27 protein-coding genes are annotated in these 26688 nt (G+C 56.2%); 15 read left to right on the forward strand and 12 right to left on the reverse strand.

Translation table 11 applies throughout. The features are described from left to right. Positions 1–6 precede the first annotated feature (6 nt). Both cyoE and queC read left to right on the forward strand, forming a co-directional pair. Positions 7–894 (forward strand): heme o synthase, encoded by an 888-nt coding sequence (cyoE, locus tag CRN80_RS14345; RefSeq protein ID WP_003194050.1) that lies wholly within the window; start codon positions 7–9, stop codon positions 892–894. Between the two features lie 134 nt (positions 895–1028). After that, the gene (gene queC, locus CRN80_RS14350; protein WP_098950409.1) at positions 1029–1727 is read left to right on the forward strand and encodes a 7-cyano-7-deazaguanine synthase QueC; all 699 of its coding nucleotides are present in this window, start codon (positions 1029–1031) and stop codon (positions 1725–1727) included. Between the two features lie 106 nt (positions 1728–1833). On the opposite strand, the gene CRN80_RS14355 is transcribed toward queC, so the two are convergent. Further along, positions 1834–2697 (reverse strand): queuosine precursor transporter, encoded by an 864-nt coding sequence (locus CRN80_RS14355; protein ID WP_044268316.1) that lies wholly within the window; start codon positions 2695–2697, stop codon positions 1834–1836. Then, positions 2684–3289 carry a helix-turn-helix transcriptional regulator gene (locus CRN80_RS14360; protein ID WP_098950410.1) on the reverse strand — a complete coding sequence of 202 codons (606 nt, stop codon included), beginning with the start codon at positions 3287–3289 and terminating at the stop codon, positions 2684–2686. Before CRN80_RS14360 ends, CRN80_RS14355 begins: the two co-directional genes overlap by 14 nt. A gap of 212 nt (positions 3290–3501) precedes the next feature. On the opposite strand from CRN80_RS14360, the gene CRN80_RS14365 reads away from it, so the two are divergent. The 3 genes from CRN80_RS14365 to CRN80_RS14375 all read left to right on the forward strand — a co-directional run bounded on the left by CRN80_RS14365 (position 3502) and on the right by CRN80_RS14375 (position 6752). Beyond that, a complete protein-coding gene (locus tag CRN80_RS14365; RefSeq protein WP_098950411.1) occupies positions 3502–4584 on the forward strand; it encodes a pyridoxal phosphate-dependent aminotransferase in 1083 nt (360 codons plus the stop codon). An 85-nt stretch (positions 4585–4669) separates the two neighbouring features. Beyond that, entirely contained in the window at positions 4670–5377 is a 708-nt protein-coding gene (locus CRN80_RS14370) for a helix-turn-helix transcriptional regulator (protein ID WP_032895366.1), read from the forward strand. 175 nt (positions 5378–5552) lie between these two features. Then, positions 5553–6752, forward strand: a complete 1200-nt coding sequence (locus tag CRN80_RS14375) for an MFS transporter (protein ID WP_169918578.1) — start codon at positions 5553–5555, stop codon at positions 6750–6752. Positions 6753–6801: 49 nt separating this feature from the next. Here CRN80_RS14375 and CRN80_RS14380 read toward each other — a convergent pair whose 3' ends face one another. The 7 genes from CRN80_RS14380 to CRN80_RS14410 all read right to left on the reverse strand — a co-directional run bounded on the left by CRN80_RS14380 (position 6802) and on the right by CRN80_RS14410 (position 15874). After that, entirely contained in the window at positions 6802–7518 is a 717-nt protein-coding gene (locus tag CRN80_RS14380; RefSeq protein ID WP_098950412.1) for a hypothetical protein, read from the reverse strand. Positions 7519–7602: 84 nt separating this feature from the next. Further along, positions 7603–8856: an aspartate aminotransferase family protein gene (locus CRN80_RS14385; RefSeq protein ID WP_098950413.1), complete on the reverse strand. Its 1254-nt coding sequence runs from the start codon at positions 8854–8856 to the stop codon at positions 7603–7605. A gap of 109 nt (positions 8857–8965) precedes the next feature. Continuing rightward, positions 8966–9979 carry a sensor domain-containing diguanylate cyclase gene (locus CRN80_RS14390; protein WP_098950414.1) on the reverse strand — a complete coding sequence of 338 codons (1014 nt, stop codon included), beginning with the start codon at positions 9977–9979 and terminating at the stop codon, positions 8966–8968. A 137-nt stretch (positions 9980–10116) separates the two neighbouring features. Next, positions 10117–12018 (reverse strand): alkaline phosphatase D family protein, encoded by a 1902-nt coding sequence (locus CRN80_RS14395; protein ID WP_098950415.1) that lies wholly within the window; start codon positions 12016–12018, stop codon positions 10117–10119. A gap of 441 nt (positions 12019–12459) precedes the next feature. Then, positions 12460–14688 (reverse strand): ATP-binding protein, encoded by a 2229-nt coding sequence (locus CRN80_RS14400; RefSeq protein ID WP_098950416.1) that lies wholly within the window; start codon positions 14686–14688, stop codon positions 12460–12462. After that, complete coding sequence (locus CRN80_RS14405) at positions 14685–15299, reverse strand: biliverdin-producing heme oxygenase (protein WP_098950417.1); 615 nt, start codon at positions 15297–15299, stop codon at positions 14685–14687. The genes CRN80_RS14400 and CRN80_RS14405 overlap by 4 nt, the downstream gene beginning before the upstream one ends. Before the next feature lie 212 nt (positions 15300–15511). Then, complete coding sequence (locus tag CRN80_RS14410; protein ID WP_044268271.1) at positions 15512–15874, reverse strand: response regulator; 363 nt, start codon at positions 15872–15874, stop codon at positions 15512–15514. A gap of 163 nt (positions 15875–16037) precedes the next feature. On the opposite strand from CRN80_RS14410, the gene CRN80_RS14415 reads away from it, so the two are divergent. The 3 genes from CRN80_RS14415 to CRN80_RS14425 all read left to right on the forward strand — a co-directional run bounded on the left by CRN80_RS14415 (position 16038) and on the right by CRN80_RS14425 (position 17314). Then, a complete protein-coding gene (locus CRN80_RS14415; RefSeq protein ID WP_098950418.1) occupies positions 16038–16469 on the forward strand; it encodes a VOC family protein in 432 nt (143 codons plus the stop codon). A gap of 30 nt (positions 16470–16499) precedes the next feature. Next, positions 16500–16874 carry a cytochrome c family protein gene (locus CRN80_RS14420; RefSeq protein WP_032895374.1) on the forward strand — a complete coding sequence of 125 codons (375 nt, stop codon included), beginning with the start codon at positions 16500–16502 and terminating at the stop codon, positions 16872–16874. Positions 16875–17050: 176 nt separating this feature from the next. Continuing rightward, complete coding sequence (locus tag CRN80_RS14425; protein WP_371861806.1) at positions 17051–17314, forward strand: hypothetical protein; 264 nt, start codon at positions 17051–17053, stop codon at positions 17312–17314. A gap of 266 nt (positions 17315–17580) precedes the next feature. On the opposite strand, the gene CRN80_RS14430 is transcribed toward CRN80_RS14425, so the two are convergent. Then, positions 17581–17952 (reverse strand): PH domain-containing protein, encoded by a 372-nt coding sequence (locus tag CRN80_RS14430; RefSeq protein ID WP_056788825.1) that lies wholly within the window; start codon positions 17950–17952, stop codon positions 17581–17583. A 156-nt stretch (positions 17953–18108) separates the two neighbouring features. Between CRN80_RS14430 and CRN80_RS14435 the strand changes: the two genes are divergently transcribed. Next, positions 18109–18744, forward strand: a complete 636-nt coding sequence (locus CRN80_RS14435; protein ID WP_098950419.1) for a LysE family translocator — start codon at positions 18109–18111, stop codon at positions 18742–18744. An 8-nt stretch (positions 18745–18752) separates the two neighbouring features. Here CRN80_RS14435 and CRN80_RS14440 read toward each other — a convergent pair whose 3' ends face one another. Beyond that, positions 18753–19445 carry an NBR1-Ig-like domain-containing protein gene (locus tag CRN80_RS14440; RefSeq protein WP_098950420.1) on the reverse strand — a complete coding sequence of 231 codons (693 nt, stop codon included), beginning with the start codon at positions 19443–19445 and terminating at the stop codon, positions 18753–18755. Positions 19446–19675: 230 nt separating this feature from the next. Between CRN80_RS14440 and CRN80_RS14445 the strand changes: the two genes are divergently transcribed. Both CRN80_RS14445 and CRN80_RS14450 read left to right on the forward strand, forming a co-directional pair. Then, complete coding sequence (locus CRN80_RS14445) at positions 19676–20482, forward strand: 2OG-Fe(II) oxygenase family protein (RefSeq protein ID WP_032895379.1); 807 nt, start codon at positions 19676–19678, stop codon at positions 20480–20482. A gap of 26 nt (positions 20483–20508) precedes the next feature. Next, positions 20509–21147, forward strand: coding sequence for a LysE/ArgO family amino acid transporter (locus CRN80_RS14450; protein ID WP_032895380.1), 639 nt, complete (start codon positions 20509–20511; stop codon positions 21145–21147). On the opposite strand, the gene CRN80_RS14455 is transcribed toward CRN80_RS14450, so the two are convergent. Further along, on the reverse strand, positions 21118–21447 hold the full coding sequence (locus tag CRN80_RS14455; protein ID WP_098950421.1) for a hypothetical protein: 330 nt from the start codon (positions 21445–21447) through the stop codon (positions 21118–21120). The genes CRN80_RS14450 and CRN80_RS14455 overlap by 30 nt on opposite strands. Before the next feature lie 930 nt (positions 21448–22377). Between CRN80_RS14455 and CRN80_RS14460 the strand changes: the two genes are divergently transcribed. The 4 genes from CRN80_RS14460 to mobV all read left to right on the forward strand — a co-directional run bounded on the left by CRN80_RS14460 (position 22378) and on the right by mobV (position 26663). Beyond that, positions 22378–23334: a reverse transcriptase domain-containing protein gene (locus CRN80_RS14460; protein WP_098950422.1), complete on the forward strand. Its 957-nt coding sequence runs from the start codon at positions 22378–22380 to the stop codon at positions 23332–23334. Continuing rightward, on the forward strand, positions 23331–24689 hold the full coding sequence (locus CRN80_RS14465; protein ID WP_256588866.1) for an ATP-dependent endonuclease: 1359 nt from the start codon (positions 23331–23333) through the stop codon (positions 24687–24689). Before CRN80_RS14460 ends, CRN80_RS14465 begins: the two co-directional genes overlap by 4 nt. 481 nt (positions 24690–25170) lie before the next feature. Next, on the forward strand, positions 25171–25647 hold the full coding sequence (locus CRN80_RS14470) for a hypothetical protein (RefSeq protein ID WP_098950423.1): 477 nt from the start codon (positions 25171–25173) through the stop codon (positions 25645–25647). After that, a complete protein-coding gene (gene mobV / locus CRN80_RS14475; RefSeq protein WP_098950424.1) occupies positions 25644–26663 on the forward strand; it encodes a MobV family relaxase in 1020 nt (339 codons plus the stop codon). The genes CRN80_RS14470 and mobV overlap by 4 nt, the downstream gene beginning before the upstream one ends. Positions 26664–26688 lie beyond the last annotated feature (25 nt).

The raw sequence follows: 26688 nt of genomic DNA on the forward strand, positions 1-26688 counted from the left end.
GACCCGATGTCGCTTAAGCACTTTATCCAAATCACCAAACCGGGGATCATTTTCGGTAACGTGCTTTCTGTGGCGGGCGGTTTCTTCCTGGCCTCCAAGGGACATGTCGATCTGGCCATCTTCCTGGCGGCAATGATCGGTACGTCCCTGGTGGTTGCTTCCGGTTGCGTATTCAACAACTGCATCGACCGTGACATCGACATCAAGATGGAGCGCACCAAGAATCGCGTGCTGGTCCAGGGCCTTATCTCCCTGAAGCTGGCACTGATCTACGCGACCGTCTTGGGTGTTGCCGGTGTGGCCCTGTTGTACAAGGTGGCCAACCCGTTGGCGGCGCTGTTTGCCGTGATCGGCTTTGTCATCTACGTCGGCCTCTACAGCCTGTACCTCAAGCGCAAGTCGGTTCACGGCACGCTGGTGGGCAGTCTGTCGGGGGCGATGCCGCCGGTGATTGGTTATGTGGCTGTGACCAATAGCTTCGACATGGCCGCGCTGACGCTGCTGGTGATGTTCAGCCTGTGGCAGATGCCGCATTCCTACGCCATTGCGATTTTCCGCTTCAATGACTACCTGGCTGCGTCGATTCCGGTATTGCCGGTCAAACGTGGCATCCAGGTGGCCAAGAAACACATCCTGCTCTACATCCTGGCCTTCCTCGTGGCGACCTTGATGTTGACCTTCAGTGGCTACGCCGGCATGAGCTACCTCGCTGTTGCCGCCGCCATGGGCATGTACTGGTTGTACATGGCCTGGACCGGCTACAAGGCGGTGGATGACACCGTCTGGGCGCGCAAGCTGTTCGTGTTCTCGATCTTCACCATCACCGCGCTCAGCGTGATGATGTCCCTGGATTTCCAAGTGCCGAAAGAGCTGTTGCTGACCTACGCTCACTGAGTGGTCTTGCAGTAAAAAAGCCCCGCCTTCGAAAGTCGCGCGGGGTTTTTTATTGAGCGCTGCGTTATCGTTGACGTTTTTCGCGAGCGAGCTCGCTCCTACACCCTAATTCTTCGAATGCAGGAAGCAATGCAATGAGTAAAAAAGCCGTAATGGTCTTCAGTGGCGGGCAGGATTCGACCACCTGCCTGATCCAGGCCCTGCCGCTGTATGACGAAGTGCACTGCATTACCTTTGATTACGGCCAGCGCCATGTGGCAGAAATCGAAGTGGCCCAGAAGTTGGCCAAGCAGTTGGGTGCCACCGTGCACAAAGTGATGGATGTGTCCCTGCTCAATGAGCTGGCGATCAGCAGCCTTACCCGTGACAACATTCCGGTGCCGACCGTGAACAGCTCGGGTGAAAGCCTGCCGAGTACCTTTGTGCCGGGGCGCAACATCCTGTTCCTGACCCTGGCTGCGATCTACGCCTATCAAGTGAAAGCCGAGACTGTCATCACCGGCGTGTGCGAAACCGACTTCTCGGGCTACCCGGATTGCCGGGATGAATTTGTCAAAGCACTGAACCAGGCCCTCAAGCTGGGCATGGAATACGACGTGCGCCTGGACACCCCGTTGATGTGGCTGAACAAAGCCGAGACCTGGGCCCTGGCCGATTACCACGGGCAACTGGAGCTGGTGCGCGAGCAGACGCTGACCTGCTACAACGGCGTGATTGGCACCGGCTGCGGCAACTGCGATGCATGCAACCTGCGCGCCCGTGGCTTGAATGACTACCTGCAGAACAAGACACCTGTCATGCAGAGCCTCAAGCACAAGTTGCAACTCAAATAACCCTTGTAGGAGCGAGCTTGCTCGCGAAGAACCTGAGAGCGCCGCGTTCCATCCGATGCGCTGCGTGATCGTTGACGTTCTTCGCGAGCAAGCTCGCTCCTACAAGTTATTGATAGCGTTTGAATAATGAGCGTGCGCCATAGGCGGGCAGGATATTGAAGAACGCAAAGCCGACTTTGATCGCGATCTGCACATAAATCATGCTGAGGATATCGCTGGTCTGCATCGCCCCGTAGAAGGCAATAAAGCAGAACAGGAAGCTGTCGATAATTACCGCGAAGAACGTACTGAGGAATATTCGCAGGTACAGGTACCTGGAGTTGGTCAGCTCCTTGATCTTGCACAGCAGGTAGGAATTTATGTTCTCCGACACCAGGAACGACACCGAAGAGGCCACCAGCACCGATGACACTTGCAGGATCACGTCGGTATAAGGCCCATCCAGCTTCCAGCCCGGTAGCCCCGGCAGGAACGTCGAGCCATACAGCAGGATGATGATCATCGCGTTGCTGGCAAACGCAAACAGAATGGCTCGCCTGGCCAGGCGCAAGCCGAAATTTTCGTTGAGCAAGTCCACGATCAAAAAGGTCAGCGGGTACAGGAACGTGCCCGGCGTGACGATGATGCCCAAGGACTCCAGATAAATCGGCTTGGTCGCGGCAATGCTGGTGAAGATATAGAAGGTGAACAGCAGCAAGTTCAGGATGATGTAGATCATCCAGGAGTTTTCATTGCGGTCGTTTATCTCGTAAGCGGTCAGTGCTCCGCCTTGGGAATAGAACTTCTTGTACAGGTTCTTGATTTCCATCTTGTTGAAGTTGTCCATCATTTCGCTGCTGAGCACTTCACTCAGCTTGATCTTGAGGACCTTGCCGGTGGCGATCACCATGATCACCGCCAGGCGCTTGTCATTTTCAAAGCCCAGCAACTTGTATTTGCTGTTTTCAACGGCGCCCTCAGATGGTGTCATTGAAGCGCTCCTCAAGGATGTCGCCGATGACACACAACCGCTCTGAGTTCCCGCAGGGTTCGAGGGTGATGAACAGCTTCTTGGTGGCGCGGTCGTACACCAGCTTTTCTTTATCGTCGCTGGATGAGCCTTTCTGCACGATCAGCAAGTCCCCAGGCTCATTAAGGCCGGGAATCCCGTGCTCCAGGCGCACGCCGATCAGGTTGCAGGCGCTGCCAAAGTAGTAGGTCAGCGGATGAAGCGTGGCCAGTTCACCGATGCGCTTGCCCAGGTTCTGCATGAGCAGGCTTTCCTTGAGCACAGGCACTGCCGCCGGGTTCTTGTTACCCAGTGGGGAAACGTTGCTCTCGATGACTTCCTTGGCCTCAAAACTGATGGTCTCGATTTCTTCGTAGGACACGCCAAAGAAGTCCGAGATCTTGCGAATCGTCGACTGCTGCACGTTGACGACCTTGCCTTCCAGGATGTTGTAGATAGTCGTTCTGGTCAGGCCGGCGGCATTGCTTAGCGAAAGCTGGGTTTCGCCACGACTTTTGATCAAGTACTTGATGTTGCTCTTCAAGTGCTCGGTTTTTTCCCGTCTGTGTATCAAGTGCTCACCACTTCCATTTAGTCATCAGTCCATGCCGGCAGAACCCGATGTTGCGGGTTTGGCGGCAGTGAAAGTGTTGCATGCGCCCGCTATAACAATAAAGTACTGAGTGCAGGGATACGCCTTGGTGGTAAATCAGGCAACGGCTTTCTCGTCATACTCTTCTGAACGGCCTGCGCGAATCCCTCGCGCCTCTACAAGGAGTAGTCACCATGGTGCGTGTCAGTCGTCGATCCCTTTTCGCCCTGGGCGCGGCCCTGCCTGTGATGGGGCAGCTCAATTGGGCCGTCGCCAGCCCGGCGCCGACGAAATCTGACAAGGTGCTGCTCAATTACAACGAAAGCCCCTACGGCCCTTCAAACGCGGCTCGCCAGGCGATGCAGCGCGCGATTGCAGCCTCCGGGCGGTACCCTTACCCGGACATGTATGCATTGGCCGCGCTGTTCGCCCAACAACAGGGCATAGCCGAAGACAGCGTCGGAGTGTTTGCCGGCTCGATGGCCGCCCTGCGTTACGCGGTGCTGGCGTTCACCAGCCAGACCCGCGGCCTGGTGATGGCCACGCCGTCCTACGAAGTACCGCGCCAGGCGGCGGAATCGATCAAGGCGCCGGTGCATGAAGTGAGCCTCGATGCCCAGCATGCCCACGATGTGCCCGCCATGCTCGCGGCGGACCCACAGGCCGGCATGCTGTACCTGTGCAACCCCAACAACCCGACCGGTACGCTCACCTCGACCGAGGCCATCCGCCAAGCCTTGGCGCACAAACCCAAGGGCAGCGTGCTGGTAGTGGACGAGGCTTATATCGACTTCTGTGATGCCCCCAGTTGCGTGAGTTGGGTCAACGACCACGACGACCTGCTGGTGCTGCGCACGTTCTCCAAGATCTACGGCATGGCCGGTGCGCGCCTGGGCCTGGCAATCGGCCACCCGGCGCTGCTGGAGCGGTTGGCGGTGTTTGGCGGCGACAACGTCCCGGCCGGCGCCAGCTTGCTGGCCGCCCGTGCCAGCCTGGAAGATTCGCAACTGGTGGGCCAACGCAAAGCGCGCAATGCCAGGTTGCGCGATGAGACGATCGCCTGGCTCAAGGGCCGGGGCTTTACCTGCACCGCTTCCCACAGCAATTGCTTCATGATCGACGTGAAGCGCCCGGCAGAGCAGGTGATTGAGCAGTTAGCGGCGCAGAATGTGTTGGTTGGGCGGGTATGGAAGGACTGGCCGCATTGGGTGCGGGTGACAGTGGGTAATGAGCAAGAGATGCAGCGCTTTCGCGAGGCGTTCGCGGCGCAGGTCTAGGCCCAGTGTTTGTCATCCGCTGCCTGGACAGGTAAGCCAGGCATGCTTCATGCTCGATCGGGTCGAATGCTCAAGGAAGATACCCGTGGGACCTAATGGCCAACCCGATAAGAAATCGCCCATGCTGCCCGAGGAGATGCGCCGCTTGCTCGATGCCGAGCTGAGCCGCCGTGGCCTGGGGCACTTTGAGGTCTATCAGTGTGGGCCGCCGATGGACCAAGCGCAGATTGTGTCCAATTACCCTGAGGCCATGGAGCCTTCCGACACGGCCGACGATTTCTACCGGCGTGGCGAGCTGGTTTCATTGACCCGCACCCGGATCAAACCGTTTTTCTGGAGTGATGAACACCTGCTGGCCGTGGCCGATGAGGCGGTGCCGGTGCCGGGCCCCTACAAACCCGTTGGCGAGGGCGCCAGTTTTATCGTGCATGGCAATCGCGGCTTCTATTCGGTGCTCAATCTGTGCAGTTTCGGCGACGACCAGCAATTTCGCGAGACCGTGCTGGCCCATCAAAGTGAACTGCAGATGCTGTTGGTCTCGATGTACGACGAGGCCCTGGAAGATCACGCCGCGCCGGTCGCTCAACAGACGGTGCTGACCCCACGGGAAACCGAAGTATTGTCCTGGGTCAGCCTGGGCAAGACCTACAACGAAGTGGCGCTCCTGACCTCGATGACCTCCCATACGGTCAAGTTTCACATGAAGAATATCTTCGGCAAATTGCAGGTCACCAACGGCAAGTCAGCAATCGGCAAGGCCCTGCAATTGGGCTATATCCGCCACCCGGCCTGAGGTCGCAATCAGCACCTACCTGTCCAAATGGGTAGCTTGTTCGCCGCACAGTGCTGCATTAGGTTGCCCAGCTATGGAGTTTGGCGTCGGACACACCGGCGCCGCCATTGCCAAAGGACATTCGGATGAGCCGCTCTGTAGCTTTGCTCCACACCTGTGCCAGCGTGTTGCGCTGATGGGCACTTTTCACGCCTTGCGCGGCCTTAATGCGCGGTTGCAAGCACTGTTCATGATCACGCTGGTGTTCCGCATGGGCACTCTGGCGTTTCCTTTCTACGCGGCGTACCTGATTCATCAACACGCGATATCGGCGGGCACGGCTGGCCTGTTGGTCGGGGTATATGGCGCGGGCGCCCTGTGTACCGACCTGGTCATCGGCGCCGTGATCAAGCGGTTTTCGGCCAACCGGGTCATCCTCGGTTCGTTGGTGTTCAACGCGGCGTTGCTGCTGGTCATTCCCTCGGTGGAAAACCTGCTCGCGCTGTTCCTGTTGTCGTTTCTCTGGGGCGCTTGTTACGAAGCCTTCACACCGGCCGCGTTCTCCGAGACGGTGGCTCACAGCAACCTTGAGTCACGCAAAGTGGCGTTTTCGTGCAACCGGCTGGCGATCAACATCGGCATGGCCATCGGGCCGTTGCTGGGCAGCTTGATCTTTCTGCGCAATGCCGATGCGGTGTTCTACATCAATGCCGTGTTGTCCTTGCTGGCCTTCGCCGCCTGCCTGCGGTTCGGACGGCCCCGGCCAGCCACCCAAGACGCGCCCGTCGCCGGCAAGGGCGAGGGCTTGCCCGAGGTGGCGGCTCATGAGCGTTCGCGACTGCTGGTGATCCTGTTGGCGGCGCTGCCGGTGCACGTGGCATACGCACTGCCGCCGACTTTTCTGTCGGCGTACATCATCAACTACACCCAATTGCCGGCCTATTACGTGGGCATCATTTTCTTTATCAATGCTTTGCTGGTGATTGTGTTTGAAGTGCCGATCAACCTGCGCATGGCGCACTTGTCGAGCAGCCGCTCGCTGATCATCGGCTTCTTGCTGGCAGGCAGCGGTTTCTTCTTGATGGGCTTTGGTCAGGTCGGCGCGCTGTTGATGCTTGCTACGGTGTTATGGAGCCTGGGCGAGATGATTGTGTTCCCCGCGATCACCCACTATGTCAGCAGCATTTCCAGCCGCGATAGCGTGGGCCGCAACCTTGGCTATTACTCGGCAGGCGTCAACATCGGCGTGATGATCGCGCCCTCGTTGGCGTTCATGTTATTGGCCCGGCCAACCTTGCCATCACCGTGGCTGCTGACAGGCTGCGTGTTGGTGCTGTTCGCAATCGCCGTGGGGATGATGAAAAGCTCGGCGGTGTTGTGGAACAAATCGGCGTAGACGGCAACCGGCGCTGCGCCTTGCACGCGCGCCGGGTTGCGTCAGCTATTTACTGGGCGGCGATGGCGTAGCCGTCAAACGCGCTTTGCTGTTGCAGCGCGGTCACGATGCTCTTGCGCGTGACCGGCTGCTCGGCGCCGCTGTTGTCGATGAAGGTTTCGCTCGCAAGCTCCGCCTCGCTGCCTTCGCCCACAAAGGTGAAGCCCAGGAATTCCAACGCCTCGCGGTCCACATTGAGCTTGGAGCGCGGCGTGCGCAGCGGCAGGGTGACGCTGATGCCATCCTTGCTGATCACAAACACTTCGGTGTCTTTCTTGGCACGTGCTGCCTTGCCCTTGCCAGCGCTCGGGTTGCTGATGGCCTGGTGCGACTGGTTAAGGACCTTGAGGGCCAGGCCGTAGACCAGTTCCTGGAATTCGGGGTCGTCCTTGAAACTGGACAGGATGCGGCTGATCGAGAACTGGCTGCTCAGGTGTTCCAGGGCGGCGTTGTCTGCGGCTTCGGCGTCTTTCAATTGCTTGAGCTGGCCCATCAGCTCATAGGCTTTGTCATCGTCGAAGGCATCATGGGCCTGGCGGATGGCAACCCGCAGCTCGCGGATCTGGTCGCTTTCCTTGGAGGTGTGAAACGCGTCCAGCACCATCTCGCTGATGATCTTGGCGGCTGGCACATGCTGTGAAAGATTGATGGCGTTTTCGTATTCGGCTTTGGCGTGCAGGGCGACTACGGATTCTTCGGCGGATTTTTCGGTGTAGGAATCAGGCATTAAAATTTCACTGCGTAGTAAGCGGAGAGACAAAAAAACGTCGGGCATTTTCAGCGGGTGAGGGGATCAGGTCAAGGCAGGCCGCTATTCGTCCAACTTTGTGAGACACGCCTGGAGAATATCCAGGCCTTCCTCCAACACCCCAGGCTCAATGGTCAGCGGGGCCAGCAAGCGCACGATGTGCCGCGACTTGCCGCTGGGCATCAGCAGCAAGCCAGCCTCTCGCGCCAGATCCAGCAGTCGCGCCAGTTGCTGGGTGGCGGGTGTGCCGTCGGCATGCGCCAGTTCAATGCCCCGCATGGCGCCGACACCGGTGAGGCGGCCCAGGTAGGGCGACAGTTGCTGTGCGCGCCAGGCTTCATAGCGGCCCACAATCGCGGCCTCCTGCGCAACGCCCCATGCGTGCAGGTTTTTGTCGCTCATCAACTCAAGGGTCGCCAGCGCCGCCGCACAGGCGATGGGGTTACCCGAGTACGTACCTCCCAGCCCACCTTTAGGCAGGTTATCCATCAGCGCCTTGCGCCCGACCACCGCCCCCAATGGCATGCCGCCGGCGATGCTTTTGCCGAGCAGCAGCAGGTCCGGCTCGATGCCCAGGCGCGAGAAGGCGAAACGCTGGCCGGTGCGCCCGAAACCCGATTGGATTTCATCGATGATCAGCACAATGTTGTGCTCGTCGCAGAAGCGCCGCAGAGCCTGGGCGAACTCAGTATCCAAGGCGAGAAAACCGCCTTCGCCCTGCACCGGCTCGATGATGAAGCAGGCCACATCGTTTACGTCGATTTCCACGCTGAACAGACGATCCATGGCTTTCAGCGCTTCGGCGCAGGTCACGCCGTTATCGGTACTGGGGTAGGGCAGGTGATACACAGGGCCGGGCAGTACGCCCACTTTCTGTTTGTAGGGCGCGACCTTGCCATTGAGGTTGAGGGTTGCCAGGGTGCGCCCGTGGAAGGCGCCGTCAAAGGCGATCACTGCTGTGCGCCCGGTGGCACCACGGGCGATCTTCAACGCGTTCTCCGCCGCCTCGGCGCCGCTGTTGGTGAGCATGCCGCTGACCGGGTATTCCACCGGGATAAAAGCGCTGAGGCGTTGCATCAACTCGATGTAGGGCGTATGCGGTGCAGCGTTGAACGCGTAATGAGTAAGCCGGGTGGCTTGCTCGCAAATCGCCGCCACCACGGCCGGGTGGCAATGGCCCAGATTGAGTACGCCGATACCGCCGACAAAGTCGATATATCGCTTGCCCGCCGTGTCCCAGACTTCGGCGTTTTTACCGTGGCTCAGGCTGATGGGGTGAACGATGGAAATCGACTGGCTGATGCTAGCGTGGCTCATGACTCTGGGACTCGGCAGTGGTGGGCGCAGCGCTATCTAAGCCGCGCGCCCGGCCTTGCCGCAAACGAAATAAAGTTGCCGGGTCATTCCACCTTGGAAGGAGCTGCGGCTATTCCGACACCCCATCCTTGCCCGCCGCCTTGGACCGGTACAAGGCTTGATCGGCCCGCGCCATCAGCGCTGCCGGCGATTCCCCCATGCGCCGCTCCACCACGCCCAGGCTCAGGGTAACGTTCAAGGCGCCCACGGGGGCTGCCTCCTTGATTTTATGGCGAATCCTTTCGGCCAGCTCTTTGGCCGTGTCCAGGCTGCTTTTGGGCAGCACCACCATAAACTCATCGCCACCCCAGCGCGCCAGCAAGTCGCTTGCGCGTACGCAGGTTTCCAAGGTTTCCACCACCCGTATCAGTGCCTGATCGCCGACGCCGTGGCCGTATTGGTCATTGATCGGCTTGAAGTCATCGACATCCATGGCCACCAGCGCCAGTGGCAGGCGGAAGCGCTCGGCACGGTCGCATTCTTCCAGCAGTACTTTTTCCAGGCGGTACCGATTGGCGATGCGCGTCAGGGCGTCACGCTCGGCCAGGGAGCGGTTTTCATCCAGTTGCAATTGCAGTTGCTGGTTGACGCGTGACAACTCAAGGGTGCGCTCCGCGACCAGCGCTTCCAGGGACCGGTTGCGCTTTTGCAGCTGTTCGATGGAGCATTTGCGCGTATGAATATCGCGGTGTGCGCCCACCATGCGCGCCACGGAACCGTCGGGGTTGCGTGCAATGACGTAGCCACGGTCCTCGATCCACAGGTACGTACCGTCTTCTTTGCGACAACGGTATTCGGCCCGGTAATGAGGGGCGCGTTGGCTGATGTAATCATCGAACACTGCCATCACGCAGGGGTAATCCTCGGGATGGATCACGTTCTCCCAGGTGAACACGCTGTTTTCCAGGGAGTGGTGGGAGTAGCCAAGCATTTCGTACCAGCCGGGGTTGCGGTAGACGAAGCCGGTGTTGGCGTTCCAGTCCCAGATGCCATCACTGACCAGTTCCATGATGGCGTGCAACAGGTCGACGTTAAGGTCGGACACCTCATTGCGTAGCGGTTCTTTGCCGGATGTATCGTCCATCTGCGCGCTTCCTGCGGGGGCTGGCGCCCAAGGCCAGTCATGGTTGACGCCGATACTCCGTGGCTGGGGCTACTGTACATCGGCGCTTGCGCGCTTTGAATAGGGCAGGTGTGCTGCTTTTGACGAGTGGCGAAACGCTATTTTTCTGGCGCCATCATCTTTGTCCGAGGCCTTCCATCCGCGTTGTGCTGGTAAATGGTCTGCGGTTGGCCCTGCTCATTGAAAAACACCTGGCCAATGCCTGCCGAGTTCCACAGCCGTTCACCCGCTTCGGCGTGCTCGGGAATATAGGGCACCACCTGCATGGTGCGCCGGCGGGTAAACCAGTTGAGCGGCGAACGCGGGGAGTAGAGCCAGCGGTTGAGGCGGTCGAACCATTCCAGCAGGCGCGGCGGGAACTCGTTCTTGATGCCGCTGCTGGTGATTTGCCAGATCTTGGGGCCGCCGTTGCGATGGCGGATCAGCACTTGATAGACAAACGAGTAATGCACATCGCCGGAGAGGATCACGTAGTTACCCGGCGTGCGTGAATGGCGGAAGATATTCAAAATCACTTGAGCGGCGCCGCGGTGGGCCATCCAGTTCTCGGCGTCCACCAGCAGGGGAAAGCCGCACCAGCTGAAGACCTTTTGCACCGTCTCGATCAGCTTGACGCCAAAGACCGGCGCGGGCGAGACAATGATGGCTGACGGGTGGTCCAGCAGCGCTTGTTGCAGTTCGCTCAAGGCTTCCCAGTCCAGCAGGCCAGAGGGTTGCTTGAGGGTGAACTCGCTGCGCCAGCGTCGGGTGCGGGTGTCGAGTACCACCAGCGCCGGGGTGGTGGGCAATACGTAGTGCCACTGCTGGAATTTCAGCAGGGCCTCCAGCAACGCGTCTTGCGCCGCCGCGTCGAGATGATTGGCCTGTACCTGGCCGGTCAGTGCCTGGGTTTGCCCCAGCAGTTCGCCAAATACCTGGGGCTGGTTGCCCCAGCCTTGGCATAGCAGATACGCCAGCAAGGCATTGCCGATGATGCGTTTGGAAAAGGGATGGCCGTAGGCGGTTTCCTCCCACTGCGCGCTAAGGTTCCAGTCGTCGGTGATGTCGTGATCATCAAACATCATCAGTGTCGACAGGTGCGCGAACACCCGGGCCACTCCAGGCAGACCGTCGCGGAACTGGTCGATGTGAACCTGTTCGCGGGCGTAGCGTTGTTGCTCTTGCGCGCTCAGCGGCGGCGGTTCTGGCGCGATCAGCGCCCAGGATGCTGGCGACCAGGCCAGCAGGTACATCGCGATCACTTCGGCGAAGGTCACCAGGTGATTGTCGGCGGTGCTGCTGGTGAAGATCGGCTTCTTCACGCCGCCGAAAAAGCGTTCGCGCAAGGTCTCGTTACTGTCCAGTGCGGGAAGCAGGTCGGCCCGGTGGTAGTAGCTGGCGCGATGCCCATAGAGGCTGGCGCTGTCGCTCACCACCGCGCCCTCCAGGTACTCATCGAACAGGCCCAGGCGCGCAATCAGCCCATGAATGGCGCGTAGCATGGGCCCTGCGACATCGTCGGCGTAGATCTGGTCGCCATTCATCATCAATAAGGCTGGGCGGTCGAGCGGTGTACGAGCATCTGCCAACAGGCGGTCGACACACAACAAGCCTTCGTCGGCGCGGTGGTGGGGTTTGCGGCACGAGCCATGCACCAAGTGGTGGATGCGGCTATGCAGCACGAAGCTGGGCGTAGTGGCGTCGCCATACAGCAAGTGCGGTGCCCATTGTGCAATGCCGAGGCCGTCAATCAACAGGTCGTAACCGATGATTTCATCCTGTGGCAGGGCGTGGCTCAGGGCGATGTCGATCAGGTGGATAAAGGCGTGGCGCCCGACGGGCACAACTTGGCAGTGCGTTGCATCGAGTGGGTTATCCAGCGCCTCGCCCGAGGGTAATTGCAGCCTCAAGGACAGTGGCAGGGCACGACTGCCCACCAACCAGATAACCAGGCGCTGCGGCTCCAGGCGCCGTAGGAGCGGGCCGGCAATGACCGCGGGCAAAGTGTCGGGTTGAAGCATGAAGAATGCTGCTCATTCCAAGTGGAACTGGGGAGGATAGCGCAGAGGATGTCAGTGTTTTGTTAACGGAGTGCAGCGCTGTGCGCTGCACTTGTTGCCGGTGTCCGGTCACGGTTTAAAGCAGTTTGCCTCCGCCAAGAGAGGTCGTACTCGAATATTTAGGTTTTGGTCGCGTGTTCTGCCCCTGTGAGAGGGTGTCAGTCTGCGAAGAGGTTGATTCGGGATTGGCAGGGGGCTGAGTATCTTTTACGGATTGCTCGATGTTATAGGTGAGATTGCTAAACGAATTGCCGATGATCATGGTAAACCTCTTACTCAATTAAAGGATTGTTGTCGCATCAATAATCCCTTTGACTGCGCACTGATTGAGTGGGGCTGGCCGGTTTTTTCGTTCCCGGCCATAAGTAACCATATGTTGAATTTGTAGGATTTGTACGCGTTTCAAGCAGGCTTTGGCACCGTAAACCTGAATTCACTGCCGCGGCCCAACTCGCTTTCGGCCTCGATGCGCCCACCATGGGCCTGGACAATCCCCTGGGTGATGTACAGTCCCAGTCCGCTGCCGGTGGGGTTGTTTTCAGTCTGGGTCCAATAGCGATCGAACACATGGGGCAGGTCGTGCGGCGCAATGCCTTCACCGGAGTCGCGCACCGAAAATACAATCTCCTCGCCGTTGCTCATGGCGCTGATGCCGATGTTGCCCTGACGCGGGGTGAACTTGATCGCGTTGCCGATCAGGTTTGACAGCACCTGGAACAAGCGCTCCGGGTCGGCTTTGATCTGCAGGCCAGGCTCGACATTGAACGACAGGTCGATGCCCTTTTCCGAGGCCAGAGGCGCCAGCAGCGAATACGCCTCTTCAAAAATCTGGCTGACGTCCAGCGCCACCGGCTTGACCACATAGCGCCCGGCCTCGATTTTCGAGGTGTCGAGCAAATCCTCCAGCAACACGTTCATGCGCCCGGCAGCCTGTTGCATGGTGTCGATGGCGGAAGAGATGCGTCGTGAGGTGTGGGGGCCATCGGAGCTGAAGGCTTTTTGCATCATGCCGCAGAGCATGGAGATGACGGTCATGGGGTTGCGCAGATCGTGGGAAACCACCGCGACCAGCTCGTCCCGCGCACGCACCGCTTGTTGCTCGCGCAGCACCTGCCGGGACAGGTCGTTCTCCAGGGCCGAGCGGCGCAAATCATTGGCGGCAAACAGGTCGCCATGGCTCCATTTGGTGGAGATGCCGGCCATTTCCACTTTCCAGATTTCAAACGAGGTACGTGGGCGAAGGCGCATGCCCGCGTCGCAGGTTTCCAGGTTCAGCGGCTTCTCCGGGTCGCCACTCCAGTGGATGTTCTCTTTGACTTCCGGGCGAAACCACAACACACCGTTATCCACAGGCTTGGGCAAGCTCATGGCGAGCACGCCGCTGGCCACGCTCTGGAACTCGGCGGCAGGCGGATAAACCGAGGCCAGGTTATGGCTGGAAAATACCGGTGCGCCGTGGCCCTGCAACCACTTGTGCAGCGCGCGTATCTGCGCCGGTTCCGGGCAGTTGCCGTAGCGGTGCAATTGCTTATCTTCGATGATCGCCACGCCGCCGGAGAGGGTCAGGTCCATCAGCATTCGGCCTTGCTGGGCCAGGCCGTCGAATACGTTATTGGCAGAGGCCTTCATCGCCAGGTCCAGCAGCGCCAGCGCTTCGACTTTTTCTTCGCGCTGGCGGGTCAGCTCCAGGGTCTCCATGGCACTGATCTGCAATGACAGCACCTGGCCGATGGTTTGGCAGGCCATGCGCAAATCGTTAGGCACCAGCAGTGGCTCGCGGTTGCCGCAGCTGATCAAGCCCCAGAGTTTGTCGCCCTTCATCAGTGAAATACTCATGGACGACAACACGCCCATGTTCTGCATGTACTGGCAGTGAATCGGCGACACGCTGCGCAGGGTGGCGAAGCTCAGGTCCAGGGGCAGGCCCGTGTCTGGGCGCAATTTGGGCAGCAGCGGTACCGGTTCGTAGGACGCATTCGGGATGATCCGTAGCCAGTTGGTGCGATACAGCTCGCGAGCCTGCTCGGGGATGTCGGACGCGGGGAAGAACAGCCCGTTGAACAATTCCATGGAAGGTGCCGAAGCTTCGGCGATCACTTGGCCATGGCCTTCGTCTTCGAAGCGATAGATGAGCACCCGGTCATAGCCGGTCATGGCCTGGATTTCGTTGACGGTGATGGTGTAGAGCGCCTGCAAGGTCTTTGCCGATTGCAGGCGATGCAGCATTTTGCCCAGGTCGCTGGTGCGGCCATTGTGCGCACGGGGTTTGAAATCCTTGAGCCGTGGTTCGAATTCCAGCACCAACACGCCCTGGTGGCGATGCAACAGGCCTTCGAACTGCTCACCCTTGAAGGTGATGAGCAGGGGCGGCGAGTCCAGGAATGCACTGTCCTCGGCCATGGTTTGCACGGCCTGGGCGTACTCCTCGCCAATCAACCTGTGCAACGGTTGATTCAACAGCGCCTCCGGGGTGTGGCCGAACAACGTACCAACGTTGGCACTTACCTGAATGATGTTCAGACCAGGTTCCGACAAGGTCAGCAGCACGCCGTGGGGCTGGATGGCCCCCGGAAAACGAATGGGTTCGTCGGCGCAGTTGGCAAGCAGCTCTTCAAAATCTTCGGGTTTCATAGCAATACCTCCTGGCTGTCGAGCCATTGCTCAAAGCCGCTGAATGTCGAACGGGCCGCCATCACCGCGCGCGCGGCGGCATGTGTGTCCAGTGGCTGGCGGCCCAGATAATCGAGGAAATCTTTCCAGCGCCGTCCGGTCTCGGCGCCATATACATTGAGAAAGGCACCGCCGTTGTCGGCGTTCACATCCAGGCGCAAGGCCATTTCCCGGCGCAGCACTTGGCCGCCCAGAGTGGCGCCTTCCAGCACATACAGGGCGCCGAGGCACGCAGCCGGTGTGTCTAATACGGGGAGTTGTGTACAGCGAGGCAGGGCATGGATGGCGTGGTCAGTCAGGCCGAGTGCGTGCAGGTCATGCACCAGTGTTGGCGTTTTCACACGCAACGCAGACTCATATCCCTCGGGAATCAAACCGCTGTCATACAGCGCCGCTTCCATCGGCTGATAAAAGCCGTAGTACGCCTGCAGCAAGCGCCGATACCACTGGGCATCCAGGCGTTCGGAAAAAAACGGCAGACGCTGTTCCAACGCCACATGCAGCAGGCCCGTGCCCGTGCGCAACGTTTCCAACAAGGAGGGCGCACCAACGTCATGGGCCTGTGAATGCATTCAATGAGCTCGAACTGTGGGCCTGTTGGCCATGAATGACGCGTGAAAATGGGCGACGATTCTACACAACTCATTGTCGTCAGCTGAACGCAGAAGCGAAAAGGCTGACCAGCGGATCAGAAAAGTCGCTCCCTGCACCTTACATGACCGCAGACCGGGCCCTCAAGTTCGGTTGAAATGATATCGAGCTGCTATCAATGCAGGGGCGGGCCCTAGTGCATCAATGCCGTCTGCACGCACTCGAGCAAGTGGTCGGTACTCCACGGTTTGGGCAGAAACCGCACCGAACTGCCCAACTCGGCGGCGATTTTCGTGTTGCCTGAGGTCAACACCACCTGCACTTCAGGCCAGCGATGGGCGACCACACGGCTCAAGTCATAACCATTGAGCAAACCGGGCATTTGAATATCACTGACAATCAAATCCACCGGGTCATCGCCGCGCTCCAGGTAAATCATCCCTTCGTCTGCCGATGCAAACGATGTCACCACCGCACCAAAGTCTTCCAGCACATCCACCATCAACGCCCGAATGATCTCGTCGTCTTCCAATACCAAAATCGATGGCTGAGCCATGATCCTTACTCCACCATCAGGGGGTTCAGTAAGGTGGAGTGGAAGGTGGCCGGATAGGTTCGATTGGATGTTTTTTAATCGATGGGTGGTCGTTTGGCCGCTTGTGAGCCATGGGCACGACAATCCGTTAAGGTGAACGCCACCCTGCCGCCCAAGGAATGCCATGTTTAACCGTAACCCGCTCGTGCCGGAACTGATCGTCACCCGCCTCAGCGCCAGCCTGGCGTTCTGGGTCGAACAGTTAGGTTTCGCCATTGCCTATCAGCGCGCAGAAGAAGGCTTTGCCTACCTCGACCTGCACGGCGCGCACATCATGCTCGAACAATACGACCCCGACGCCGGCCAGTGGCTGACCGCACCGTTGCAGCCACCGTTCGGGCGCGGCATCAACCTGCAAGTCGATGTGCCCGCCGTGGCGCCCATCCTGCAACGCCTGGCGCAACTCGGCTGGCCATTGTTCCGCGATGTTGAAGATGCCTGGTACCGAGCCGGTGACGTGGAGGCCGGGCAACGCCAGTTTATCGTGCAAGACCCGGACGGTTATCTGGTACGCCTGGTGCAGCGGCTGGGGGAAAGGCCGGTCGAACAGGCATAATCGACGGCAACAGCCGATAGGGAGACCTGAATGAAGTATGTGTTATTGACCCTTGCCCTGACCGTTATCGCTGCCCCCGCGCTCGCTGCGGGCGACGCCGAGGCGGGCGGCAAACTCTTCACCAAGACTTGCGGCGGCTGCCACAGCATCGGTGAAGGCGCGCGGGGCGGTTTTGGCCCGGAACTGAACGGCATCATTGGCCGGCCTGCCGGTACCACCACGGACTACCAGTACTCGGATGCGATGAAAAATTCGGGCGTGGTGTGGACGCGGGAAAAACTGGCGGCCTACATCGAAAATCCGAAGTCGGTGGTGAGTGGCACGCGGATGATCTTCTGGGGGATCAGTGACCAGGAGAAGATTGAAAATATCCTGGCGTACTTAGCGACATTCCAGCCCAAGTGAGGGGCCCAGGCTGACACGCATCACCGCGCTCTGTCCTCTGTAGGAGCGAGCAAGCTCGCTCCTACAAAAAAAGCACAGTGTGAGCCTTAGCTTGCATCCAAAGCCTACACACAAGTAGGACCGTTCTGATTTGCGCCTGACCTCACCATTATCGGCAAAGCGTTTGCTACGTTCGTGTGAAAAATACGCTGGTTTTAGAAGGTCATATGAAGCTGGTTAAGGGCGTGGTGTTTGTCGTCGGGGTGGTTGTAGTGGCGCTCGGAGTGTTTAACGGTTTGGTGGTGGCCGTGTCTGCGTATTTTGGGCCGTTTTACCAAGGGGATGCCGATCAGAGCAGGAATTTTGGGTTTTGGTTGGTTGGGAATGGGGTTGTGGTTTTGGGAGCGGCGTTGAGCGGGGCGGTTTGGTATGGCAGGCGTTTGAGTCGGGGGCGGGAATGATCGTGTACTTCGACGGGGTTGAGGGGCGACTTAAAATTAGGCGAGCTGTGCGACGCTGAACCTGTGGCGAGGGAGCTTGCTCCCGTGACGGCCTGACAGCGGGCGTTGGTCTAGCTGACGCGCTGCGATCCAAATGTGGGAGCTGGCTTGCCTGCGAAGACGGCCTGACAGCTGACACAGTTATACCGAGTACATATCCATTCCTGAGGTAACGGCCACCTAGGGTTCCGCCCCAACGGTGGCTCACTTTTGAACAGCGATGTGGATCAACTCAGCAGATGCTTGGAAATCAGCCGGGAGATTTCCACGATCGAGGTCTTGCCGGTGAATTCGAATTTCACCTTCCCCAACGAAGAAAAGTAAATCTCCAACTCCGAATCCAGATCAAACGTCCCTGAAGTTTCCACCGAGTACGCCACGATGTTCTTGTACGGCAATGAAGTGAAGTCCTTCTTGCTGCCGGTAATCCCCTGCACGTTCACCGCAATGATGCGTTTGGTGGTAAACACGACGCCGTCGCGCATGGCTTTGTAGGCGTCGACCACTTCTTCGTCGTCCAGCAGCAGGGCCGCTACGCGTTCGGCGTATTCGTTGTTTTGCTTGAGTTTGAAGAAGCCTTTGTTGTTGAAGTCGATCATGTGCCTGTCCTGGGTAAGTGGTGGTGCCGGTGTATGACGTTTTACTTGCGGATCTGTATCTAACGCCTGGGCCTGCAAGCCCCTAGCATGACGCTCAACACGACCGCGTCGGCGAAGGATTTCACGCTGGCAGCCTAAAAAACCAGGAGCCAATCCATGCCTGATATGTCCAGCTTGCTCGCCTACGGCCTGATTTCACTCGGCATGGTACTGACTCCCGGGCCGAACATGATCTACCTGATTTCCCGCTCCATCTGCCAGGGGCGCACGGCCGGGTTGATTTCTCTCGGTGGGGTGGCGCTGGGGTTTGTGGTGTATATGGTGTGCGCGGCGCTGGGTATCACGGCGTTGGTGATGGCGGTGCCGTTTGCCTACGACGCGCTGCGGCTCGGCGGGGCGCTGTATTTGGTGTACCTGGCCTGGCAGGCGGTCAAGCCGGGTGGGCGCTCGCCATTCCAGGTGCGCGACTTGCCCAAGGACAGCCCGCGCAAGTTGGTCACCATGGGCTTGGTCACCAACCTGCTCAATCCCAAAGTGGCGGTGATGTATTTGTCGCTGCTGCCGCAGTTCATCGAGCCGAATGGGCATGGCAGTGTGCTGATGCAATCCCTGGCGCTGGGCTCCCTGCAGATTGTTATCAGTGTGAGCGTCAACGCGGTGATTGCCTGCATGGCGGGGTCCATCGCGGTGTTCTTCGTCACCCGGCCAGGTTGGCAGGTGCTGCAGCGCTGGCTGATGGGGTCGGTGTTGATGGGCTTGGCGGTGCGGATGGCGGTGGAAGGGCGGCGCTAAATCTGCTTTCAGCGTGCCATGACGTTGACGATCACATGCAGGATGAATGCAGGCCCGTAGCAGGGGCGCCCGTGTTCATCTTCGATACGCCAGATCGAGGTGACCGTACAGGTCTCCCGCGGCGCTCCAAACTCCACCGTGATATGCACCGGCTGCCCAGGCAGGGTTTCGGCGATCGGTACTTCGCTGTCAAGGCTACGCAGGTGGCTGTCCATCACCACTTCCAGGGGCGCGCCTGTAGCCGTTCGACGGGCGATGACGTATTCACCGTCTACTCGTACCAATCGTCGACCGCGCCAGGCGCGGGTGCCCACATTCTGGATCTCCCAGGTTTTCTGAAATGTTTCGCCTGGCAACACGACGGTTTGGTCGGGGGTGGTGACATCGGCGTTGAATACCACAACGTCGCCAAGATCATGCAGGCCGATGGCTCGGTTGGTGGTTGCCATTGAATGGGCATCGACGGGCGAGCCGGACAAATCGGCGAAGTAGCGGAACAGCATTAAGGGGGACACCTGCAGCGCCTTGGCCAATTTGATCAAGGTGCGTACCGACGGATCTTTTGAGATGCCACCCGCCAATCCGTACAAATAGGTTCGCGAAATACCGGCTTCCTTAGCCAGGGTAGTCATGGACTTTCCCAGTTCCCGACTGCGTCGTATGACCAGTGCCTGGAGGGTGTCGCGGGTTTTGATGCTCATGTCCGTATGTGATCCCCCAATCCTTGAAAAAAGTCGTCAACTTGTTCGCCAAAAAGGACAACTTGCTCGCCGTTGCGTGTATTGGACCGTGCACACTCGCAACCTGCTAGCGACGTTGTGAAGGACATGGATCGGTCCCTTTCTGTTTGACTATATCCAGTGTCGCGGTTTCTCGCATGCTTGCGAACCTGGTGTGTTGCATTCCTTTACAACTATCTTTGGATATAGCTATGTCTCAATTTAAAGCATGCTGCGAATCCATAGCCCGATCAGGCTTTGGCATCCTGCAAATTCCTGATGCGATGTTGCAGGACTACAAAAAGATCATTGATGGGTATTCGGCCATTCCCCAGGCCATCAAGGATGAATTTTCCTTTGCCCAGGATACAGATGGGTTTTTCCCTTTTGGCGCCGAGTACTCCCTTGCCGAGGAACACCCGGACCTGTGCGAGCGGTTTTGTTACTGGCCCGCCCACGCTTCAAAAAGAACCGCTTTCGAATTCACTCGAAGTACTTTCGTTGCCGCAGTCGGCAGTTATGAGCGACAGATGAGCGAGTTGGCCCAGGGAGTGATGGATGGCATTTGCGCGGAGTTTGGCGTTCAAACTTTGGCCCCCTTTCGCTCGGCATCGTACATCCAGTTGTGCGTCTATGGTCCACAGGCCAAAGACAGTTCTCGTAAATATGCCCAGGATCCTCATGAAGACGGGCATATGCTTTCGTTTATCAAGCCTACCCGCGAAGGGCTGGTTTTGATGAAAGGACGATCGTTGGAGCCGGTACGCCTTCTGGAGAATGAGGTCGCGGTGCTGGCGGGCTCCTTGCTGACAGAACTCTCCGATCATGCCGTGCCTGCCGCCTACCATGCTGTACTTGCACCTAGCAAACCGGTTGCCAGAAGCTCATTGATCTACTTTGCAAACCCCAATCCGGATCAGTTGCTAACGACCTTTTACCGCCAGAAACCCATTGATCTGGGCAGTACTGTGAATGCTCGTCATACCGGTTTCGGTAATCAACCGATTCAACTGCGCTAAATAGTCCTGGAGGGCTCGAACAGTCCATGTTTCCTCACTTCAATGCCCTTTACCTCGAAGGTTTGCTCTTGGGTATCGGACTGTTCGCCGCCCCTGGCCCGAAAGACACCTTGGTGATCCGCCAAGGTGTCGGTCGCGGGCCGATCTGGGGCGTTGTCGCTATTTGCGTTTTGGCCGATATTCTCCTGATCGCTTTCGGGGTCACGGGTTTAGGTTCGTTGTTGGGAAGTCGGCCTGAGGTGATGGCACTATTGCTGTTGTCCGGCGCGGCCTATCTGCTTTGGTTTGGTGGCCAACGTCTGTTGGCTTGTATCCGGGATCAGTCCATGCCGGATGCTCAAGGCGGCAACTCGCAAAGAGGGCTGTTGCGCTCGGCGGTCATACTCGGCTTTGCCAACCCTTACGCCTGGCTCGATACCGTGGTGCTGATTGGTTCCATCGGTGCCACGAAACCTGCGGGCCAACAGGCGCTGTTCGCGACAGGCGCCATGACGGCATCACTCGTGTGGTTCGTGGTGTTGGCGCTGTGCTGTCAGCGATTGACGGTATTGTTTCGCAAGCCTGCGGTCTGGCGCTGGCTGGATGCAGGGGTGGCGGTGTTGATGGTTTACCTGGCCGTTATGCTGATCAACGATTCATTGCACATCTTTCAGATAGCCCTTTAGTAAGGTCAGTGGGCAGATCAACTCATCAAGACGAGCGATGTTTTGCACATCGGTGGATAGCCTTTGCAATTCACGCCCGAGCACGCTGTCCGCTCCACCCAATGCAATCAACGCCTGGGTGATGCACTCATCGAGCTTCAACTGGATCTCGGCCAGGTTTCCCTGGCGCACTAACAACCCGAACACTTCGCGATCATAGCCCTCCATCACGGGATCATCGCGCAGCAATGGGCTGCCGTGGTCAGTCTCATGCACCAGCTTCAACGCGAACAACGCAACCGCTTCAAGCGTCAACTCCATGGTCCCGCTACCTCCACTGCCACGCCTGGCACTTTTTTGCAGGCGAAAAAAAAGACCTTGAATTTCAAGGTCTTTCTTTAAGATGGTGCCCGAGGGGGACTCTACCAGCCTAGCAATAACGGGGCTTTTAGCATGATTTTCAGTAGAGGGATACAGGAAGGGATACAGGGTTGTAAGCATTGAGTCTTTCGATCATCGCTTGGGCTATAAGCTGTAGAGTTGTAAAAATAATGGCGGGACGAGTGCTTTGATTTTTCCGACGAGCGGCTATGCCCTATCAGCTGTCTGGCTTGCCGGAGGTCGACACGAGTGCGTAGGTTCCAGTAGTGGGCATACCTGGTTCAAGCGTTCCACAGCGCTAGCATACAGCCGAAATCCCACGCCCTTCAGGCTTGCTTATAGGTTTAGCATCACTTATCATCCACGCATGTCAGTGACTAGGAGTATCTCCGGTCGGTTTGTAATGCTGGCCTCTACAGGTGTCTAGTTTCCGTCTTACGTTTGTGTAGGTTTATGCTTGGTGGAAATATTCTACTAACATAAGCCTACACAGATAGTAAGGAACACTTCCTCCGCCTCCCAGCACCTCCCAGCACCTCCCAGCACCTCCCAGCACCTCCTAGCATCCGCCCCGCCCCATAGCCCATCCAGTCAAAAAAACCGAACTCAGGTTGTAGCTACGCTTTCTTGTAGATTTCGTCTTTTCTTAGACATGGCAAATTCGCAATGTGCTGCCAAGACGCTACTCCCCCAAGGCTAGCTAGATATCCGGAGCTGCTTATTCTGCGTGGCGTCCGTATGAGTCTCTCCTCTTCAGTGCTCTGGATATATCGAAGATGTCGAATTTTTACCGATATTGGTCTAATATGCCTTTTTACTTATCAGAGAAACAGTTGCTGATTTAAGGTCAGCATATTGAGCAAATAAGTCATGAATAGACGACCTTTAGAGCAGTTGTTCTTCGCAACATTTCGAGGGAAGCAGGACTTCGCAGACTTCTCAAATCTCGTTGTAAACGAGGCTTATTCGAAAAAAGAGTTTGATGGGCGAACAGTATATAGTCCTGGAAAAGCTCTCAAGCTCTATCTGGGTTTTTTGAGTAGAGTATTATTTGATCGGCTTCCTATCGAAAAAGATGTGGTGTTTTCGTATAGGAAGGGCGTGAATGTAGTTGATGCCGTAGAGAAACACAGTGGCAATAAATATTTTTTTCAATCCGATATTGCAAATTTTTTCGGCAGCATCACTAATAAAATGATTGCTAGAAGTGTTCTTGCTGCTGTAGATCAATGCCCTATATCTGACATAGAAGCCTGGTTAGATAGGGTGTTGGAGCTTGTAACAGTTGACGGTGTTCTTCCACCTGGATATCCAACTTCTCCGGCTATAAGTAATGCCTGTCTATATAAGTTTGATAGAGTGTTTTTGGCATGGTGTCACGATAATTCGCTTACCTATACTAGATATGCTGACGATTTAATAGTCTCCGGGGAAAGCGAGGATCTTATGCACCAGGCGTGTAAAAAGGTTATTGAATTTTTATATGCCGAATTTGGTGGTGACTTAAAGCTAAATCCGAAGAAGACTAGGTTCATTAAGCCAGGCGATAAAGTTAGAATTCTTGGTGTCTCAATCCTTCCAAATGGAAAGGTTTCTGTCGATGGAAAGCTTAAAAAGGATTCCGAAACAGCAATGCATTTTCTAATCAAGGATAAGAAAATGTTCACGTCTTTCTTGAAGGAGCCGGATTTAGAAAGGGCGCTAAAAAAGTTTTCAGGTCAGCTCAATTACATAAATACCGTGGATCCTAGCTTTCTAGATAAAATGAGAAAAAAGTATGGCGCCGCTGCGGTAGATAAGATGATACATGTTTCGGTGGCTTCATGATGCAGCTATGTATCGAAGTTAAAAATATTCAGCATATTAGCTCTCTTCGTATCGATTTGGATCTTAATAAGAATGGGCTGACCTGTATAGTTGGTAAAAATGGCGTGGGTAAAACCACGCTGATTAAGTCGATTAGAAATCTTAAAGTTGCTGATACATTCTCAAAAATGGCTCAGCCTGGCGCGATTAAACCCGGTAGTAAGATAAGTTATTATTGCGATGATGCGGCTTATCATTTTGAATACGACCAAAGCCTGGATGATCTAAATAGCAAGGATGTTTTTCCTCAGGAGTTGAAGAGGCAAATTGAAGTAGAATTGCCCATGCCCTGGGGGCAGCGCTTCAACACATTTCAAAGTATTAGCTCTGCCGATAGTGATATTAGAACCGCTGTCATGTTGGGTGATTATTTTGTACCTGAAGAGTTGATAGCATTGCTGGCTGATGTGTACGGGAGCAATAAGTTTTCAGATTTGAAGGAGGTGAAGGTCGGCAAGAATAGTTACTATATAATGCCTTTGAAGGATGATAGGTATGTTAGAGAGGATCATCTAAGTTCGGGGGAGTTTTTCTTAATTTCACTTTACAGAAAAATAAAGGGTGCATCTAGGCTGATTGTAATTGATGAAATTGATATTTCATTGGATTCTGCCGCGCAAAGTCGGTTAGTCGGGTGGCTTAGGAGATTCTGCGAGACGGAAAAAATGAGTGTAGTATTTACTACACATTCAATGGCCATAATGCGAACCATGAACGATGGTGAGCTTTATTATATGGGCTGTGAAGGTGATGCTATAACGACACAGCCGGTATCATATAATTACGTTAAATCAGTTCTTTTTGGTTTTGCAGGGTGGGATCGTTACATTTTAACTGAAGATCCTGTGCTGGAAGGTTTTTTCAAATTCCTTATAGCTACTCATAATATTCCTAGCTTCTACTCGTTCCAAATAATTCCAGTCGGAGGGGGTGAAAATGTTTCCCAGCTTCGGGAGAAAAATATTTATGAAGGTTTTTTTGGCCCAGAATCCAATGTGCTAGCTATTCTTGATGGAGATTATGAGGGGAAGCGCGTTGGTCAAAAGAATAATACATATTGCATCCCATTTTTAAGTGTCGAAAAGAAAATATTGGAAGACTATGATAGTGGTAAGTTTGTTTTGCCTGCGCCTTTGGAGCAAGAGCTGGTAGGTGGAAAACGAGACAAAAAACTCGTCACTGCCATAAAAAGACAATTTAGAATCTCGTATCAGGATTTATATATCTACTTGAATGATAAATATCCTGAAGATGTAGCTAAGGTATGTAGTGTATTAAAGGTTTTTCTAAATCGGGTGGTTCCTGAGGCCGTTTAGATGTCGTTCTCGGGCAGAAATATAAAAATGAGGTAGGCGTTCATCACGATATCCATTTGAACGTTGGCTAGAGTATATCCGGCATGGGCGGGATACCTTCACCGAACCTAAACCATTTAGCTGATCTTGGTGGGGGTCAAGGGCATGACCGGAGGCCGCAGCCCGCACAGCGAAGCGAGCAGGAACGGGCGAGGATCGTGGCGTAGCGAACCCTTGACGCCTTTTTGATCGCAAGCTGTGCAAGGGGGGTGGGGAGAGCTCTTACCCCCATCTCCCGAGCATCCAGGGCGATCCCTGGGCGGGTGGCGCCCAAAGCGGGCGCGACTTTTCGGAGCGCAGCGACCTGCAGTCCAGCGGCACGCTGGCCCGCAACTTCCGAAGGAAGTGTAGTGGGTTACACATAGTGTCCCGTTTGGGGTTGTGCAACTCATTGCTCCATTCGCATAATGTAAGAATAACAAGAGCGACAGGAGATGCCGCCGTGAGTGAAGGCACTATTCTTTTTTTACCTGATGATAAGCGCGCTATTCTGGCCAGGGCCGGTAAGACTTTCCCTGGCGAAAAACTTAATGAAGTAGTTACCAGAACACTGAGCGAGATTTCTAAAAAGCAGCTTCCTGTCGATTTCTATGAGATTCGTCGAGCGGATGTGCCGTGGGCATTCGATGCTCTGCTCAAGTTACAAAATACTGGATCGGCTCAAAGATATATTGAAACTGATGAAAAAGAATTTCGTGAGGTTCTTAGGGTTGAAGTAACTCTGCTTGATGCCGTTTTGCTCTTATTGGCGCTGCTGCTGGATGTTATAAGTGGGATTCTTGCCCCGGTGGTTGGCGACGGGGGGATGCCGCCCGCTAACGTGAATACTAGCTATCAAGCGATGCCCAAACCTAAGGCTTATATGCCAAAGTGGAAACGTGAGCCTCAGCTTGTTGGCTATGAGGGGCCGGGCTTTTGAGTTTTGCGATTCTCCGGGTAAAAAAGCTCAAAAGCTTCGGTGCTGTGGCCCGTTCGGCTCGTCATACATTCAGAGAGCAGCCGACACCAAACGCTGATCCGAATCTACTGGGGCGAAATCGCACGGTAGGTGCTAGTGGCGCAAAACATATTTTACAAAAGCTAAGGGAGCGCCTTCCGGAGAAGCGGAGAAGTGATGCCGTGCTTTGCATCGAATATTTGATAACGGCTTCACCTGAGTCTTTTAAACGCAATGGGGGTCGCTTGGATGACCTGGGGGGAGGGTACTTTAGTGATGCCTTGTCATGGTTGAAGAAACGTCACGGTGCGGAAAATGTTCTTAGCTCAACCCTGCACTTGGATGAGTCCACGCCGCATTTAGTCGCATATGTTGTACCGCGTACCAAGGACGGGCGGCTTTCGTGCCGTGATTTCCTTGGAGGGCCTGCGAAACTACGTGAAATGCAAGACAGTTTCCATGCTTCATGCGGTGCTAAACGTGGCCTTGAACGTGGCGTTAGAGGGTCGAAGGCTAAGCACGAGGTGGTGTCAGCGTTTTACTCGACTATGACGGCGGTTGGCGATGCGCCGCAGCTGAGTTTCAAGGATTACGCGGGGGCTGCTTTCGGTAGAAAGACAGACCGCTGGAGACAGGCCGAGGCAGTGGCTAAGGCTAACGCGCAGCGTGCTGCGCTAGCGGCACGCACCAGAAAGGCAAATCGTTCGAGACATGAGCGACTTGAAGAGCTGGCCAGGCGCTTAGATGAACGGCAGCAAGTAGCGGCACACCGGGAAATTGTCTACTCATCGAAAATGTATGAACTTGATCAGCGATTAGAAAGCGTTGTGTCGCGTGAGAGAGAGAGTCTTGCCGATGCAGGTCGAATCCTGACTTTAGAAGCGGAGAGGGATACCTTATTGCGGCGTTTAGGTATGCTTGAGTCGCTTATCGATCCTAGGGGTGTGGCCCCGAGGCGGGGCCTGGATCTCAATGATGAGGCTGGTTTTTCTTACTGACGTCATGTAGGGCTTGTGCTGTTAT

The organism is Pseudomonas sp. FDAARGOS_380 (assembly GCF_002591235.1).
Taxonomy (GTDB): Bacteria; Pseudomonadota; Gammaproteobacteria; order Pseudomonadales; family Pseudomonadaceae; genus Aquipseudomonas; species Aquipseudomonas salmasensis.

What these genes read in the sequence shown, in the direction of transcription:
- CRN80_RS14450 (WP_032895380.1), top strand. Translation starts at nt 20,509, where the DNA reads ATGTTTCCTCACTTCAATGCCCTTTACCTCGAAGGTTTGCTCTTGGGT.
- CRN80_RS14420 (WP_032895374.1), top strand. Translation starts at nt 16,500, where the DNA reads ATGAAGTATGTGTTATTGACCCTTGCCCTGACCGTTATCGCTGCCCCC.
- CRN80_RS14365 (WP_098950411.1), top strand. Translation starts at nt 3,502, where the DNA reads ATGGTGCGTGTCAGTCGTCGATCCCTTTTCGCCCTGGGCGCGGCCCTG.
- CRN80_RS14390 (WP_098950414.1), bottom strand. Translation starts at nt 9,979, where the DNA reads ATGGACGATACATCCGGCAAAGAACCGCTACGCAATGAGGTGTCCGAC.
- CRN80_RS14410 (WP_044268271.1), bottom strand. Translation starts at nt 15,874, where the DNA reads ATGGCTCAGCCATCGATTTTGGTATTGGAAGACGACGAGATCATTCGG.
- CRN80_RS14440 (WP_098950420.1), bottom strand. Translation starts at nt 19,445, where the DNA reads ATGAGCATCAAAACCCGCGACACCCTCCAGGCACTGGTCATACGACGC.
- CRN80_RS14400 (WP_098950416.1), bottom strand. Translation starts at nt 14,688, where the DNA reads ATGAAACCCGAAGATTTTGAAGAGCTGCTTGCCAACTGCGCCGACGAA.
- CRN80_RS14355 (WP_044268316.1), bottom strand. Translation starts at nt 2,697, where the DNA reads ATGACACCATCTGAGGGCGCCGTTGAAAACAGCAAATACAAGTTGCTG.
- CRN80_RS14430 (WP_056788825.1), bottom strand. Translation starts at nt 17,952, where the DNA reads ATGATCGACTTCAACAACAAAGGCTTCTTCAAACTCAAGCAAAACAAC.
- cyoE (WP_003194050.1), top strand. Translation starts at nt 7, where the DNA reads ATGTCGCTTAAGCACTTTATCCAAATCACCAAACCGGGGATCATTTTC.
- CRN80_RS14465 (WP_256588866.1), top strand. Translation starts at nt 23,331, where the DNA reads ATGATGCAGCTATGTATCGAAGTTAAAAATATTCAGCATATTAGCTCT.
- CRN80_RS14435 (WP_098950419.1), top strand. Translation starts at nt 18,109, where the DNA reads ATGCCTGATATGTCCAGCTTGCTCGCCTACGGCCTGATTTCACTCGGC.
- CRN80_RS14405 (WP_098950417.1), bottom strand. Translation starts at nt 15,299, where the DNA reads ATGCATTCACAGGCCCATGACGTTGGTGCGCCCTCCTTGTTGGAAACG.
- queC (WP_098950409.1), top strand. Translation starts at nt 1,029, where the DNA reads ATGAGTAAAAAAGCCGTAATGGTCTTCAGTGGCGGGCAGGATTCGACC.
- CRN80_RS14415 (WP_098950418.1), top strand. Translation starts at nt 16,038, where the DNA reads ATGTTTAACCGTAACCCGCTCGTGCCGGAACTGATCGTCACCCGCCTC.
- CRN80_RS14445 (WP_032895379.1), top strand. Translation starts at nt 19,676, where the DNA reads ATGTCTCAATTTAAAGCATGCTGCGAATCCATAGCCCGATCAGGCTTT.
- CRN80_RS14385 (WP_098950413.1), bottom strand. Translation starts at nt 8,856, where the DNA reads ATGAGCCACGCTAGCATCAGCCAGTCGATTTCCATCGTTCACCCCATC.
- CRN80_RS14455 (WP_098950421.1), bottom strand. Translation starts at nt 21,447, where the DNA reads ATGGAGTTGACGCTTGAAGCGGTTGCGTTGTTCGCGTTGAAGCTGGTG.
- CRN80_RS14395 (WP_098950415.1), bottom strand. Translation starts at nt 12,018, where the DNA reads ATGCTTCAACCCGACACTTTGCCCGCGGTCATTGCCGGCCCGCTCCTA.
- CRN80_RS14380 (WP_098950412.1), bottom strand. Translation starts at nt 7,518, where the DNA reads ATGCCTGATTCCTACACCGAAAAATCCGCCGAAGAATCCGTAGTCGCC.
- CRN80_RS14375 (WP_169918578.1), top strand. Translation starts at nt 5,553, where the DNA reads ATGGGCACTTTTCACGCCTTGCGCGGCCTTAATGCGCGGTTGCAAGCA.
- CRN80_RS14460 (WP_098950422.1), top strand. Translation starts at nt 22,378, where the DNA reads ATGAATAGACGACCTTTAGAGCAGTTGTTCTTCGCAACATTTCGAGGG.